We start from the raw sequence: 15260 nt of genomic DNA, 5'->3' as shown, positions 1-15260 counted from the left end.
CATGTCTTGACATGGCGTGCGTAAAAACGTACGCTTTCGCTCCTTCCGGAGTACCCCATGAACGTGTTGACCGCATCCGCCGCGCGCGCCAATCTCTATCGCCTGATCGATCAGGCGACCGAGTCGCATCAGCCCGTCATCATTGCCGGCAAGAATGCTTCGGCCGTGTTGGTGTCGGCCGAGGACTGGGCCGCCATGCAGGAGACGATGCACCTGCTGTCCGTGCCGGGCATGCGCGAGTCCATTCGCAAAGGTATGGCTGAGCCTTTGGCCAAGAGCGCCCGCGAACTGAAATGGTGAAGTGGGAGCTGGCCTACGCGAAGCAGGCGCTCAAGGACGCGAAGAAGGTCAAGGCGGCAGGACTGAAGCCTAAAGTCGAAGAGCTGTTGGCGATCCTCGAAAGGGACCCGTTTCAGAATCCACCAGCCTTCGAGAAGCTGCTGGGAGATCTCGCCGGCGCCTACTCGCGGCGGATCAACATCCACAACCGTCTGGTCTACGAGGTGTTTGCGAAGGAGCGGGTGGTCCGCATCCTGCGCATGTGGACGCACTACGAGTGACGCCCCACCCCCGGTAACACGCGTGCCCTCACCCACCCCGTCGTCATGTCGATGAAGGCCCGCTTGGCCGGCCCGCTCGTGATCAGGTGGTCGGTGGTCTCCAGCAGTTCGAACGCCACCTTCGGCAGCCACGGCTGCCCCGCGAACATCGCCGCGAACTGACCGCGGTGGTTGAACCACTCGGGTTGCCCGCCGCAGTAGGCAAACAGCAGTTCCACACCCTGGTTGGTGAGCCGGTCCACGCGGCCCATGAACTCGGCTTTGGGCGGTGACACCGACATTTCCCCTTTGGGCTTTTCCGGTGCGTCGTCGGGCGGCATGAGGTGCAGTTTGCGCATCAGCATCACGCCGGCCTTTTGCGTCGAACCGAGGAGCCCCGCGCGCCCGATCTTGAAGGCCAGCTTGCGCAGGCGCGATTGCAGCGTGGGGTAGGCGTACATGTCCCACAGCAGCACGCCGCGCATGCGCTGGTCCTCCAGTGCGACGAGGTGGCCGATGATGGCGCCGGAGCACAGGCCCACCATGAAGAAGCGCCCGCAGCCGAACTGGGCCTGCGCCGCGTCCATCACCTCACGCGTGTCGGCCACCCATTGTTCGGTGACGGAGCGGGTGCTGTTGCTGCGCTGGCTGTCGCCCAGGCCGCTCATGTCGAAACGCACCGAGGGGATGCCCATGGCCGCGAGCTCGCGCGCCAGCAGCACGTTGATGCGGTGCGGCCCGCTGCGCGGGATGACGCCGGAGTTGCTGAGCACGGCGACGACGGGCGCCTCTGCGCCGGGCGCGCCCTGGGCCGGGGTGAAGGTGGCGACGAGGTGGCCTTCGGCGCCGACGATGCGGGTCTGCTCCTGCATGCGGTTCAGTCAAGGGACGCGAGCAGCACCCGCGGGATGTCGGGCGGCGCGATGGCGGTGCCCATGGCCTGACTGGACATCCAGTCGGTGGGGTGTTCGACGGTGTGCAGCTTGAGCGTGGGCAGGCCCGCGTGGCCGTTGAAGGGGTGGGGCTGGTCGCCACGCACGGCGCAGGTGATGCGCAGGCCGCGCCGCAGCGCGGGCAGTACGTTGAAGTCGGGCAGGGCGCGCAGGTCGGCGACCAGGCGCTCGCCGAGCTCGAAGCCCAGGACGTCGCCGGGCAGCGTGGGCTCGGTCACCTTGCCGCTGCTGGCGATCTGTTCCCAGGGCTGGGCGTACATCATGGCCAGCTCGGCCTTGTGGCCGGCAATGAGCGCGTCGAGGTAGTGGCTGCCCTTGAACACCGGCTCCCACAGGACGAGGTGGCGCGGCGGGTGTTTGGCCAGCAGGGCGGCGCGCAGGGCGACGACCGCACCCAGGCCCATGCCGAACCAGTGCACGGGCAGTTCACCATCGGCCGCCAGCAGTTCGTGCGCGGCCAGGGTGTCCTGCACCCAGTCGTCCAGCGACTGGGTGGACTCGGCGCCGGGGGAGTCGCCGGTGCCGTGGTAGTCGAAGCGCAGGGATTCGATGCCTTCGCGCGAGAGCCGCTCGCCGGCCACGCGGAAGACGGCCGCGCTGCGCACGGCTTCCTGGCCGAGGGGGCGGCAGAGGAGGAAGCGGGCGCGCGGACTCGCGCCGCCGTCGGCCGCCACATGAACCCCCACCATCGGCCGGTCCCAGCGGCCGAAGTGCCTGATCGAGATCGTCATGGGGTCCGACGGTAACAGGCTCTGAAGCGCATGGCTGTCACGCGCCCTGCACCAGACGGCGCAGCCGGGACATCAGGCCGCCGCCGTTCTTCGGGGCACTGGTGGCGGCCTCGGTGCGGGTGTCGCTGGCGGGCGCACCGGCCTGGCCGTCGCAGGCAGCGGCCAGTTGGGCCAGGGTTTCAGACACCAGACGGCGCGGACTCACTTGCTGGCCGATGCGCTTCTCCAGCTTCTGCACGGCCTGCATGGCACTCAGCGAGGTGCCGCCGAGGTCGAAGAAGTTGTCGTTGCGGCGGATGGACGTGGTGCCCAGCAGTTCGCTCCAGACGAGGAAGATCTCGCGCTCGGTGGGGGTGCCCTGGAAGTGGTCGGCTGCCGGGGCGGCGTTGTCGCGGCGGCGAAGGCGTGAGAAGGCAGGCGCCAGGCGGCCTTCGGCGGTGGTGGCCAGGCGGTCGTAGCAGATCACTTCCACATGGGCGCGCGCGGCGGCAGGCACGAGCTGGGCCAGGCGCTGGTTCACGCGCTGCAGCAGCGCGTCCAGGCCGCTGTCCTGCAGGTTCGCATCGGGCTCCAGGCCGAGCAGGAGGTGGCGTTCGCCCTGAGGGCCCACGCGCAGCGCGGCGGCGGCGCGCGCCACCAGGGGCAGTTGGCCGATGTCGCGCTCCAGCGCGTCGAGCGCGAGGCGCTGGCCACCGAGCACGGCGTGCGCACCGTCTTCGCCGATGGCTTGCAGCACGCCGTCGGAGCGCCAGCGCGCGAGCGTGCCGGTGGCGCGCCAGGTGCCGTCGGCACCACGCGCCCACAGCGGCGCGGCCACGCCGATGGCGGCGGGGCGATCGGCCGAGTCGCCGATGCGCAGGGTGTCGCGCAGCAGGGGTTTGCCGAAGGTGTCGTGGTCGGCGGGGCCGTGCGCCCAGCCCATGGCCAGGGGCTGGCCGGTGGCGGGGTCGAGGGCCAGGTTGAGGGCGCTGGCCTGGGCGTCGGCCAGGGCCTGCATCAGCTCGGGGCTGGCCTCGCGCACGTCCAGCGCGGCGATGAGCGAGAGCGCGCGGCCGGCGTTGGCCCGCAGCAGGGTGGCCCAGCCGTTGGCGTCGGCGAAGACGAGGGCGGTGTTGTCGGCGTGCAAGGCCTCCAGGGCCTGGGGTGCGGTCGTGTCGTCGGCCAGCACCAGTTCCACCCCGTGGCGCAGCGCCAGGCCCAGCAGGGCCAGGCGCAGGCCGGGCGCGCCGCCGTGGACGACGAGGCGATCACCCGGCAGCAATTGCACCTGCGCGGCCAGGGCTTCGGCGGTGTCGCTCCATCGGCGGGCGTCGGTGTCGGCGCCGCCGGCCCAGCGCACGGCGCGGTTCGCGCCGAAGGCGGCGAGGGCGCCGGCCAATGCGTCGATCGGGTCGTCGGCCGTGATCTCCACGGCACCGCTGCCCGCGCCCAGCTTCTCGCGTGCGGCGGCCACGCGGGCTTGCAGCGCGGCACCGTCCAGGGTCGTGCCGGCATGGTTCAGCACGGCACCATCGGCGCGGGCCAGGGCCTTGAGCAGGTCGTGGCCGCTGATGGGCGCGGCATCGAGGGCACGCAGTTGCTCGAGTTCGGCGGCACTGGGCGTGAGCGTCTCGGCAACGCGCCGGGTCGGGTCGGCGGCCAGGCCCATCAGTGCGGCGACGAAGCGCTTGTGCAGCAACTGTGCGGTGCTGGGCAGGAAGAGCTGGGTGTCGTACTGGATGCCGCCTTCGATGCCGCTGGGAATTTCCACCAGCCAGAAGTTCAGGTCTTCGGTGGCGCCGCGGTGTTTGAAGCGCGTGCGCTGGTGCGTGAGCGGGCCCCAGTTGGCGGGGCGTGCGCGGGCGTCCTGGAAGGTGAAGAGCGCCTGGTAGAGGCGGCCATGCAGGCCGGGCTGCGCGGTCTCCAGCGCGGCGGAAAGGCGTTCGAAGGGCACGTCCTGGTTGGCGAAGGCGTCCACCATGGTGGCGCGCACGTGCTTGATCCACTCCAGCCAGCTCATCTCGGGCCGCACGGCCAGGCGCACCGGCAGCATGTTGTTGAAGAAGCCCATGATGGGCTCCAGGTCCGGGTGCGGACGACCGCGCACGGGCACGCCGATGGTGGGTTCCGGGTCGTGCAACAACTGCGAGGCCAGCACGGCGTACACCGACAGCGCGACGATGCTCAGCGTGGAGCCGGTCTGCTTGGCCACTTCGCGCACGCGCTCGGCGTCCGCGGGCTCGAAGTGCATGTACTCGGTGGCGCCCACGCGCTGCGCGCCGGGCAGGCGCGGCAGGTCGGTCAGCGCGGCCGGCACGGGGCGCTTGAGGAAGGGGCGTTGCCAGTGGTCGAGCTGGCCTGCGATCTCCTCGCTTTCCATCCACTCGTTGTGCCAGGCGGCGAAGTCCAGGTACTGCAGCGGCATGGCGGGCAGCACGGGCTCGCGCTGTTCCAGCAGGGCCGTGTAGAACGCGCTCATGTTCTCGTACAGCAGGTCGAAGGACCAACCGTCCCACACCACGTGGTGGGTCATGAAGAAGAAGATGTGGTGCTGCTCGTCCAGGCGGATGAGGCGCGCGCGAAACAGCGGGGCCTGGTCCAGCGTGAAGGGCTGGGCCACCCAGGTGGTCACGAGCTCGGTCATGGCCTCCTCGCGCCGGGCCTCGGGCACGTGGCTCAGGTCTTCCACCGGCAGGAGCGAGCAGGGCACGTGGTCCAGCGTGCGCTGCACCCAGGTGTCGCCGTCGCGCACGACGATGGTCCGCAGCGAGGCCTGGCGTCGCACCATGGCCTGGAAGGCCTGGTCAAACAGGACCTCGTCCATGGGCCCGCGCAGGCGGTGGGCCGAGGGCACGTTGTAGACCACGCGGCCCGGGTGCATCTCCTCGATGAAGCGGATGCGCTCCTGCATGAGCGTGAGCGGGGCCTGGCGGCGCTCGGGCTGGTGCACCAGCGGCGGGCGTTGCGGGGCCTTGCCGCCGCGTTGCTCGTCGATGGCGCGCGCGAGTTTCTGCACCGTGGGCGATTCGAACAGCACGCGCAGGTTCAACTGCAGACCGAGGCCCTTGTTGAGCTGGCCCATGAGCTTGGCCGCGAGCAGCGAGTGGCCACCGAGGGCGAAGAAGTCCTCGTCGGCGCCGATGGCGGGCAGCTTGAGCACGGCCTGCATGGCCTCCAGCACAGCGCGCTCGGTGTCGGTGGCGGCGGCGGTGAGCGGGCCGCTGGACACCGGCGCGGTGGCGACGGGCGCGGGCAGGGCCTTGCGGTCGATCTTGCCGTTGGGCAGCAGCGGCATGGCATCGAGCAGCACCACCTGCTGGGGCAGCATGTAGTCGGGCAGGCCGCCGCGCAGGGCGTCGCGCAGGGCGGCGGGCTCGGGCGTGGCGCCAGCCGCAGGCACGGCATAGGCGATCAGGCGCACGTCGCCGGGCGTGTCCTCGCGCGCCATCACCACGGTGCGCGCAATGCCGGGCAGCGCGGCCAGGCGGGCCTCGATCTCGCCGAGTTCGATGCGGTAGCCGCGGATCTTGACCTGGAAGTCCAGCCGGCCCAGGTGTTCGAGGCCACCGTTGTCGAGCCAGCGGGCGAGGTCGCCGGTGCGGTAGAGGCGGGCGCCGGGCACGGTGCTGAACGGGTCGGGCACGAAACGATCGGCCGTGAGTTCGGGGCGCTTGAAGTAGCCATTGGCCACGCCGGTGCCGCCGATGCAGAGCTCACCTTCCTGGCCGATGCCGCAGGGCTTGCCCTGCTCGTCGAGCACCCAGACCTGGGTGTTGGCGATGGGGTGGCCGATGCTGATCTTCTGTGTGGCGTCGGTGATGCGGCTGAGCGTGGACCACACGGTGGTCTCGGTCGGGCCGTACATGTTCCACAGCTCGATGTCCTGGTCCAGCAGCTTCGCGGCCAGCGAGGGCGGCAGCGGCTCGCCACCGCACAGGGCGCGGAAGTTCGCGGGCGCGCGCCAGTCGGCGTCCAGCAGCATGTGCCAGGTGGTGGGGGTGGCCTGCATCACGTTGATGCGCTGATCGGCGATGAGGCGGCCCAGCACCTCGCCGTCCATGATCTCCTCGCGCTGGGCCAGCACGGTGCAGGCACCGGTGACCAGGGGCAGGTAGAGCTCCAGCACCGCGATGTCGAACGACAGCGTGGTGACCGCGAGCAGGCGGTCGCTGGCGGTGAGGCCCGGCTCGCGCTGCATGGTCATCAGGAAGTTGCTGACGGCGCGCTGCGGCACGGCCACGCCCTTGGGCTTGCCGGTGGAGCCGGAGGTGTAGATCACGTACACCGGCGCGTCGCCGCTGGGGTTGTGCGGCGCGGGCAGGGCGGTGGCGGGCGCGGCGTCGATGAGGGCGCGGTCGTCGTCGACGCGCAGTTGCCGTTCGCGCGGCAGGCCGGCCAGCGCGGCGTGCGCGGATTCGGTGATGACCAGGCGCAGCTCGGCGTCCTCGGCCATGTAGCTCAGGCGGTCCTTGGGGAAGTTCGGGTCCAGCGGCACGTAGGCGGCGCCGGTTTTCAGGATGCCCAGCAGCGCGGGCACGAGCTCGGGGCCGCGCGAGAGGCACACGCCGACCAGCGAGCCGGGGCCGATGCCGCGCTGGGCCAGCAGTTGGCCGAAGCGGTTGGCGCGTTGGTCGAGTTGTGCGTAGGTGAGCGACTCGCCGCGCGCGATGACGGCGACGGCGTCGGGCGTGGCCTGGGCCTGGCGCGTGATGGAGGCTTCGACGCGTGTGGTGACGTCGAAGGGCACGTCGGTGGCGCGGTTCCAGGCGGCGATGCGCGGGTCGATGGCGGGGGCTGCGGACTTGGCTGGCGCGCTCGCGACCTTCGTCGTTGCAACAGGCGAGCCATTGAGCCGATCGATCTGCGCCAGCAGGCCGTCCACCAGCGCCTGCGCGCGTTCGAGGCTGAAGAACTCGGCGCTGTGGTGCAGGTCCAGCGTCAGCGCCGCGTCCTGCTCGTAGAAGTTGAAGAACAGCTCGGCCAGCAGGCCTTGCTTGCGGCCTTCGTGCATGGCGGCGCGCAGCGGCAGGTAGCCCGAGAGATCGACCTTGGGGTTGAGGTTGAAGTAGATGCCGGTGAGCGGCGGGCGGTCGCCGCGGCTGGGCAGGCCCAGGGCGCGGGCCAGGGTGCCCTGCGTCATGACCGGGTACTCCAAGGCATCCATGAGGTGCGAGCGCACGCGCGTGAGCAGCGCCTCATCGGTGTCCTGCGGTGAGCACGACAGTCGCAGCGGCAGGTCGAGCACGCCGTCGGCCATGAGCGGGCCGTGGCGCTGCAGCGACTGGCTGGCGTAGGGAATGCTGACGACGAATTCGCCCTGGCCACTGCGCTCGTGGATGAGGCGCGTGACGGCGGCGAGCAGCCACTGGAACAGCGTGGCGCCGCGCGCCTTGGCGCGGGCGCGCAGTTGCTCCAGGCGCGCGCCGTCGATGCGCACGCGCACGGTGTCGGCGCTGAACTGGCGCGGGCCCGGCGGACTTCGGTCGCCCAGGTTCACGGGCGGCGGCGGCTGGCGCATCACATCGGTCCAGAACGCCAGCGCTTCTTTCGCCTGCGGGCCGTCCTGACGCGCCTGCTCGGCGATGGCGAAGGCCAGCGGCGATTCGGCGGGCTTGGCGAAGCTGGGTGCCGTGCCCTGGCGGCGCGCCTGATAGGCCTCGGCGAGTTCGGCGTTGAAGACGCTGGAGGCCCAGCCGTCGAAGATCAAATGGCTGGCGACCACGTGCACGACGACACGGCCATCGGACAGGTCGAGCAGGCTGAAGGCGGCGAGTGGGGCCTGGTCGAAGGGGAAGTCGCGCTGGCTGGCCTGGGTGCAGAAGGCGTCGAGCGCGGCGTCGGCATCGGCCTCACCGCGCAGGTCCACCTCGGCGATGGCCACGGGCTGCGCGGGTCGCAGGCTCTGGCGCGGCTCGGTGGTGTCGAAGCTCAGGTGGAAGGCGGCGTGGCGCGTGGCCACGTCCTGCAGGGCCTGGCGCAGCGCGGCCTTGTCCACAGTGCCCTGCAGGCTCACGCAGAAGGATTCGTTGAGCGCGCGGCGCGCGTTGTCGTCGAAGGCGCCGACCAGCCAGCGCTCGGTCTGGCCGGGGGCGAGAGCGGCCTCGGTGGGGGCGGACGTGGCCGGGGTGTTCGACGCGGCGTCCAGGGGCAGGCCGCCGCCGGGCGAGCCGCCGTCGCGGCGGGTGATGAAGCCCAGGGCCATCAGCTCGTCAAGCGCCTTGAGGATGGTGTCGGCGATGCGGGTGGTGATCTCCTCCGTCATGGCCTCGGTCACGAAGTGGCCGAACTGTTCGTAGACGTGCAGGCCGAGGTGGCGGATGAGGTAGTAGAAGAGGCTGACGTTCTTCTGTCCGTCGTCCCAGTGCAGGCGCCAGATGGAGGCGCAGTTGACCGCGTTGCAGGGTGCGCCGCGTTGGGCGAAGCCGGCATTGAGGCGGTCGATCATGCGCTGGGTGCGGCTGTTGATCTCGCTGTAGAAGGCCGGGCCCGCGCGGTCGATGTGCTCGAGCGAGGCCTTGGCCGCGGCCAGGGCCAGCGGGTGGCGCACGAAGGTGCCGGCGAAGTAGGTGACGCCGGCTTCGGGGTAGGAGTTGTCGCCGTACTGCCAGTGGCCGCCGTCCAGCGCGTCCAGCCAGTTGGCGTTGCCGGCGATGGCCGCGAAGGGCAGGCCACCGCCGATGACCTTGCCGAAGGTGGAGATGTCGGCGCGCACGCCGTAGAACTCTTGCGCGCCGCCGCGTGCCACGCGAAAACCGGTGACGACCTCGTCGAAGATCAGCGCGCAGCCGCTGGCGTCGGCGATTTCGCGCAGCGAGCGCACGAACTCGCGCGGGCGGATGTTGGGGTACTTGTTCTGGATCGGCTCGGTCATGATGGCCGCGAGCTGCGGCCCCTGCTCGCGCAGCACCTTCAGCGATTCTTCGCTGTTCCAGTCCAGCACCAGGATGTTCTCGACCGCGTTGGCCAGGATGCCCGGCGCGGCTGACAGCGAGCGCAGCTGCTTGGTGCCGCGCACGATGACCTCGTCGAAGATGCCGTGGTACGAGTTGCTGAAGATCGCGATCTTCTTTCGGCCGGTGACGGTGCGCGCGATGCGCATGGCACCCATCACGGCCTCGGAGCCGGTGTTGCAAAAGCCCACGCGTTCCATGCCGGTGAACTTGGAAATCAGGTGCGCCACGTCGGCCGACAGCGGGTGCTGCGGGCCGACCTCCAGGCCGCGGTCGAGCTGCTCGTGCATGGCCTGCAACAGGTAATCGGGCTGGTAGCCGAGCATGTTGGCGCCGAAGCAGGAGAGCAGGTCGATGTACTCGTTGCCGTCCAGGTCCCAGAGGCTGGCGCCCTTGGAGCGGTCCACGACGATGGGGTAGACCAGGTCCTTCCACATCGGGTTGAAGCCGGTGACCACGCGCGGGTCGGCCATGACCTTGCGGTTGTCCTGGCTGAAGGACTTGGACTTCGCGGTGCGCGCGTTGTACTTCGCGATGAAGTCGTCGATCCAGCGGTGTTGCGCGGGCGTGAAGTCCTGGCCGGCTTGCAGCGTGAGACGGGGCGAGGCGCCGAAGGGCTTCTCGACCAGGGACTTGATGGAGGGCTGTTCGCTGGTGTCGGCGCTGGCAGCGGGCGCGGGGGCCGGGGCAGGGGCGTTGGCGCGGGCCACGGGGGCGGCCACGCTGGCCGCAGCGGCGGAGGCCACGACCGGCGCGGTGGTGGCGGGCGCTGCGGCCACCGGAGTGCCCGCGAGCAGCGCGAGCTGCTGCGCCATGAGCTGCATCTGTTGCTGGATGAGTGTGTGCAGCGCGCCGCCCTGGCCGGCGGCCAACGGGGCGGCGTTGAAGGCGGGCAGGGCCATGGCTTGCGGCGCGACCATGGTCAGCGGCTGGGCGGTGGCCTCGGCTGCGACTGGTGCGGCGGCCACCGCGACAGGCGCGGGTGGCGCGAAGCGCTCGGGCGGCATCTCGGCGTCGAGCAGCGTCGCCAGCTTGCGCGTGTTGTCCAGGTCTTCCAGCAGGCGGCGAAAGCGCAGCTTGACGCCGAACACGCGCTCGATCTCCAGCGTGGCCTGCGTCAGCGAGAGCGAGTCCAGCCCCTGGTCCACGAAGGTGGCCTCGGGGGTGATCTCGTCGGCGGGGATGCCGGAGACATCGCTGAGGATGCGTTGCAGTTCGGCTTCGACGGCGGGTAGACGGCTCATGGCGATGGGGGCCTGCTGAGGTGCGGAAGCACCGGTCGGTGAAAGGGGTGTGGCGGGGGCGCGGCGTGTGAACCAGTGGCGCTCGCCGCCGAAGGGGTAGGTGGGCAGGGCCGCGCGCGGGGCGCTGGCGGCCACGGGCCAGGAAATGTCCACGCCCGCGCTCCACAGCGCGCCGATGGCGGCGAGCGCGTGCGCGGCCGGCTCGCCAGGCTGGTTGGCGGGGCCGAGCAGGGCCAGGTTGCGTGGCGCGGCGTTCTGCGCGCCGCGGTGCTGGCGCACCAGGGCCGACAAGGCCTGGCCGGGGCCGACTTCGAGGAATACGCAATCGCCCTGTGCGAGTTCGGCGTTCACCGCCTGGCTGAAGCGCACCGGCGCCCGCACCTGGCGCGCCCAGTAGGCGGGGTCGGTGGCTTCGGCCGCGGTGAGCGGTGCGCCGCTGACGCAGGAGTAGACGGGCAGGCGCGGCGCGCTGAGGCGGGCCTTGGAGAGCGCGGCCTGCACGCGCGGCAGCGCGCCGTCCATGCTGGCGCTGTGGAAGGCGTGCGAGACGCGCAGGCGCGTGCAGTGCACGTCGGCCGCTTCGAGGGTTTTCGCGAGCGATTCGACGGCGTCGAAGGGGCCGGCGACCACGGTGAGCGTGGGCGCGTTGATGCCGGCAATGTCGATGGTGGCGGGCAGGCGCGCGCGCAGTTCGTCGGCGCCCAGGCGCACGGCGAGCATGGCGCCGGGCGGCTGGTCGGCCATGGCCTGGCCGCGCGCGACCACGGCGGCCAGCGCGTCGTCGAGCGAGAGCACGCCGGCGTGGCAGGCGGCGGCGTATTCGCCGATGCTGTGGCCGATGAGGGCGGCGGGCTTCACGCCCAGGCTGTCGAGCCAGCTCGCCAGCGCATAAGACATGGCGAACAGCGCGGGCTGCGCGTGGCGCGTGTCGGCGAGTTGGCGCGCGATGGCTTCGTCGGCCGGGTCGGCTTGCACGAGCCAGGGCAGCAGGTCGGTGCCGCCGAGCAGGGGCTTGAGCGCCTCGGTGCAGCGCTGCAGGGCCTCGGCGAAGGCGGGGACCTCGTCGAACAACTGGCGCGCCATGCCGGGGTGCTGCGAGCCCTGGCCGGGGAACAGGAAGACCAGACGCGGCGCGGCGAGCGCGGCCGTGGGGGACTTCGCCGCGCGCAGCGCCTCGATGGCCTGCGCGGTGGAGGTGGCGACCACGCTCAGGCGATGCGCCATCGCGCGGCGCCCGCGCATGAGCGTGGCGGCCACGGTGGGCAGCGGCAGTTCGGGGTGGGCCTGCAGGTGCTCGGCCAGAGCGCGGGCGCGGGCCAGGGCCTCGTCGGCGGTGCGGGCGGAGAGCGGCAGCACCCAGCGCTGACCGCCGCTGGCGCTTTCCGTCGAGGCGGGAGCAGAGGCAGGGGCGGCTTCGATCACCACGTGCGCGTTGGTGCCGCCCACGCCGAAAGAACTGACGGCCGCGCGGCGCGGCGCCTCGCCATGGCCTTCGGTCCAGGGCGTATTGCGCGCCACCACCTGGAAGGGCGTGCGCTCGAAGTGAATCTGCGGGTTGGGCTGCGTGTAGTGCAGCGTGGCCGGGATGACACCACGCTGCAGTGCGAGTGCGGCCTTGGCCAGGCCCACCACGCCGGCGCCGGCGGCCAGGTGGCCGATGTTGCTCTTGACCGAGCCGATGGCGCAGAACTGCGTGTCAGCCGTGTCCTCGGCCCAGGCCTTGCTGAGCGCGCTGATCTCGATCGGGTCGCCGAGCGCGGTGGCGGTGCCGTGCGCCTCGACGTAGCCGATGCTGCGCGGATCGATGTCGGCGTGCTCCAGCGCCATGCGGATGGCCTCGAGCTGCCCCGTGACACTGGGCGCGGTGAAGCTGGCCTTGTCGCCGCCGTCGTTGTTGATGCCCACGCCGCGCACCACCGCGTAGATGGTGTCGCCGGCAGCGATGGCGTCGTCCAGCCGCTTGAGCACCACCATGCCCCCGCCACTGGCGAACACGGTGCCGCTGGCTTGCGCGTCGAAGGGACGGCAGTGGCCATCGGCCGATTCCATGCCGCCTTCCACGTGCAGGTAGCCCGTGGCCTGCGGCGCGTGCACGTTGGCGCCACCGGCCAGCGCGATGTCGCATTGCCCGCTGGCCAGCGCGTGCCAGGCCTGCGCCACGGCCACCAGGCTGGTGGAGCAGGCGGTGTGGATGCTGAGCGCGGGGCCCTTGAGGTTGAGGCGGTTGGCGATGCGCGTGGCGACGTAGTCCTTCTCGCTCGCCAGCATGGTGGCGAACTCGCCTACCTGGCGGATGAGTTCGGGGTTCTCCTGGCGCAGCGCGAGCGCGTAGGCGTTGTTGCCGGTTCCCGCGTACACCCCCACGCGGTCGTGGGTGCGCGTGTGATCGATGCCCGCGTGCTCCAGCGCGGTGATGCTGAGCTCCAGCATCAGGCGCTGCTGCGGGTCGAGCATCACGGCCTCGCGCGCGGAGACGCCGAAGTGCGCGGCGTCGAAGCGCTCGACGTCGTCGAGCGCGCCGTGCGCGGCCACGAAGTTCGGGCGCGCGCGCAGCTCATCGGGCAACGAGGGGTCGAGTTCGTCGGGGCGGAAGTGGCGTATGCCCTCGCGGCCGTCGAGCAGGTTCTGCCAGAAGGATTCGAGGTCGGGCGAGCCCGGCACGCGCACGGCCATGCCCACGATGGCGATGCCGCCGGTGGCGTTGGCAGGTGCCGCGCGACGCTGGCGGCGCGGCGCGTTGTCCGTGCCGGCCATGGCCTGCGCAATGCCGGCCAGGGTGGGGCGGTCGTACACGTCGGCCACACCGAGGGTGTGCACGCCGGCCTCGCGCACGCGGGCCACGAAGCGCATCACGAGCAGCGACTTGGCGCCCAGGTCGAAGAGGTTCTGGTCGTCGGCGATGCGCTCGACGCCCAGCAGTTCGCACCACAGGCGACGCGCGAGTTCGAGCGGGTTGCCAGTGTCCAGCGGACTCGCGTCCACCGCGGGCAGCGGCAGGTTGCGCCGGTCGATCTTGCCGCTGGGCGTGACGGGCAGGCGATCGAGCACCACGTAGCGCACCGGCACCATGTACTCGGGCATGCGCGCGCGCAGGTACTGGCGCCACTGGGGCGCCAGGCTGGCCGCATCGCCGGCCACACCGGGGTTGAGCACCACGTGCGCCACGAGCTGGCGGCCCGCGCCGGGCAGTTCGGGCGCGGTCACCACGGCTTCCTTCACGCTCTCGTGCGCCATCAGTGCGAGTTCGATCTCACCGGGCTCGATGCGAAAGCCATCGACCTTGACCTGCTGGTCGGCGCGGCCCAGGTAGGTGAGCGCGCCGTGCTCGTCGCGGCGCACCAGGTCGCCGGTGACGTACCAGGTCTGGCCGGGAGCGACGTCGGTGCGGAAGCGCTCGGCGCTCAGGTCGGCGCGGCCCAGGTAGCCGTTGGCCAATGTCTCGCCACCCAGCAGCAGCTCGCCCACGGTGAAGCCTTCGCCATCGTCGTGCGCCTCGCGCAGCATCACCTGCACATGGGGCAGGGCCTTGCCGATGGGCGGGATCTCGGGCCACTGCGCCGGGTCGCCCGTGAGGTCGTGCGCGGTGACGACGTGGCTTTCGGTGGGGCCATAGTGGTTGTGCAACTCGGCGCCGGGCAGCCGCAGGAACATGGAGCGGATGGCGGGGCTCACCTGCAACTGCTCACCGGCGCTGACCACCTCGCGCAGGTGGGGCGGGGCCTCGTCGCGCGAGGCGTCGGCGATCATTTGAAGCGCCACGTAGGGCACGAAGATGCGCTCGATGCGCCGCTCGATCAGCGCGCGGTGCAGCAGGCCTGGGTCGCGGCGCTGGATGTCTGGCACCAACACCAGCGTGCCGCCGGTGGCCACGGTGGAGAAGATCTCCTGGAAGTGCACGTCGAAAGACAGCGGCGCGAACTGCAGGGTGCGCGCGGCCTGGCCCAGGCGTGCGTGCGCGACGTGCCAGTCGATCAGGTGGCGCAGCGGGCGCTCGCCCATGGCCACGCCCTTGGGGCGGCCGGTGGAGCCGGAGGTGAAGAGCACGTAGGCCAGGTCGGGCTCGGCCGCGTGCAGGTCCGTCGTGGCGGGGGCAGGGTGCTCGAGCGTGGGCAGTTCACCCACGCTCTCGCTCAGTTGGGCCAGGGCCTGGTCTTCGCCCACCACGGCGCGCGGGCGGGCGTCCTCCAACATGGCGACCAGGCGCTCGGCGGGGTAGGCCAGGTCCAGTGGCACGTAGCCCACGTCCAGGTGGGCGGCGGTGAGGATGTGGACGATGGAATCGGGCGAGCGCGTGGCGGCGATGGCGATGCGCTCGCCACGGCGCACGCCCGCGCCGCTCCAGCGGCGCGCGCCGTCCTCGACGCGCGCGAGCAGTTCGCGGTACGTCAGGGTCTGACCGTCGGCGGTTTCCAGGGCGGGCCGCTCGGGCCAGGCCTGCGCCGCAAGGACGAGCCAATCACCCAAACGGGACACGCGCCGTGCCGATGGTTCCGTTCGAGCTTTCGTGTCCATCCTCACCTCGTAGAACCAGAGCCGGTGAATCTAATACAAAATAACGCCAGTCGAAACCGACTGTAACCACGGCGTTCCCGCCAGCCAATTCCCGTTGCCGCTCGGTTGTGAACTTTTTGACGGTACCGGTGGCGGTATGGGGTGTCAGGCGCCAAGCGGTTCGTAGCGCCCCGTTGGCGGCTGGATGCGAGTACCGGTAAGGCAATTGTGTTGATGATTGACATCTGATGCATCGCCATTTCGTGGAGATATTGCACGTTTTGGTGTGCATCGAAGGTACGCAAATGTCAAACGCTGTGCTAGTTTCACCGGGTTACGCTGGCCAATGAACGCCGGCCCCTGCGCAATTCAA

Annotated in this window: 5 protein-coding genes; 2 read left to right on the top strand and 3 right to left on the bottom strand. The window is 70.9% G+C overall.

The features are described 5' to 3' along the window. Window positions 1-57 precede the first annotated feature (57 nt). Both BN948_RS07585 and BN948_RS07580 read left to right on the top strand, forming a co-directional pair. The gene (locus BN948_RS07585) at window positions 58-300 is read left to right on the top strand and encodes a type II toxin-antitoxin system Phd/YefM family antitoxin (RefSeq protein ID WP_009517167.1); all 243 of its coding nucleotides are present in this window, start codon (window positions 58-60) and stop codon (window positions 298-300) included. After that, window positions 294-560: a Txe/YoeB family addiction module toxin gene (locus tag BN948_RS07580; RefSeq protein ID WP_009517166.1), complete on the top strand. Its 267-nt coding sequence runs from the start codon at window positions 294-296 to the stop codon at window positions 558-560. Before BN948_RS07585 ends, BN948_RS07580 begins: the two co-directional genes overlap by 7 nt. Here the strand turns inward: BN948_RS07580 and BN948_RS07575 are convergent. From BN948_RS07575 to BN948_RS25520, 3 genes are read right to left on the bottom strand one after another with little or no spacing between them, the layout of a single operon-like run. Beyond that, window positions 551-1411, bottom strand: coding sequence for a serine aminopeptidase domain-containing protein (locus BN948_RS07575; RefSeq protein ID WP_009517164.1), 861 nt, complete (start codon window positions 1409-1411; stop codon window positions 551-553). The genes BN948_RS07580 and BN948_RS07575 overlap by 10 nt on opposite strands. A gap of 5 nt (window positions 1412-1416) precedes the next feature. Continuing rightward, window positions 1417-2223 carry a serine aminopeptidase domain-containing protein gene (locus BN948_RS25525; RefSeq protein WP_009517163.1) on the bottom strand — a complete coding sequence of 269 codons (807 nt, stop codon included), beginning with the start codon at window positions 2221-2223 and terminating at the stop codon, window positions 1417-1419. Window positions 2224-2260: 37 nt separating this feature from the next. Beyond that, window positions 2261-14869, bottom strand: coding sequence for a non-ribosomal peptide synthetase/type I polyketide synthase (locus BN948_RS25520; RefSeq protein ID WP_162182741.1), 12609 nt, complete (start codon window positions 14867-14869; stop codon window positions 2261-2263). Between the last annotated feature and the right edge of the window lie 391 nt (window positions 14870-15260).

Source organism: Hydrogenophaga intermedia (assembly GCF_000723405.1).
In the GTDB taxonomy this organism is placed as follows: domain Bacteria; phylum Pseudomonadota; class Gammaproteobacteria; order Burkholderiales; family Burkholderiaceae_C; genus Hydrogenophaga; species Hydrogenophaga intermedia.
The sequence above is the reverse complement of the archived record's forward strand: the minus strand, read 5'-3'. Positions and strand labels throughout refer to the sequence as shown.

Coding starts and splice junctions, on each gene's coding strand:
- BN948_RS07585 (WP_009517167.1), top strand. CDS start 58: ATGAACGTGTTGACCGCATCCGCCGCGCGCGCCAATCTCTATCGCCTG.
- BN948_RS07580 (WP_009517166.1), top strand. CDS start 294: ATGGTGAAGTGGGAGCTGGCCTACGCGAAGCAGGCGCTCAAGGACGCG.
- BN948_RS07575 (WP_009517164.1), bottom strand. CDS start 1,411: ATGCAGGAGCAGACCCGCATCGTCGGCGCCGAAGGCCACCTCGTCGCC.
- BN948_RS25525 (WP_009517163.1), bottom strand. CDS start 2,223: ATGACGATCTCGATCAGGCACTTCGGCCGCTGGGACCGGCCGATGGTG.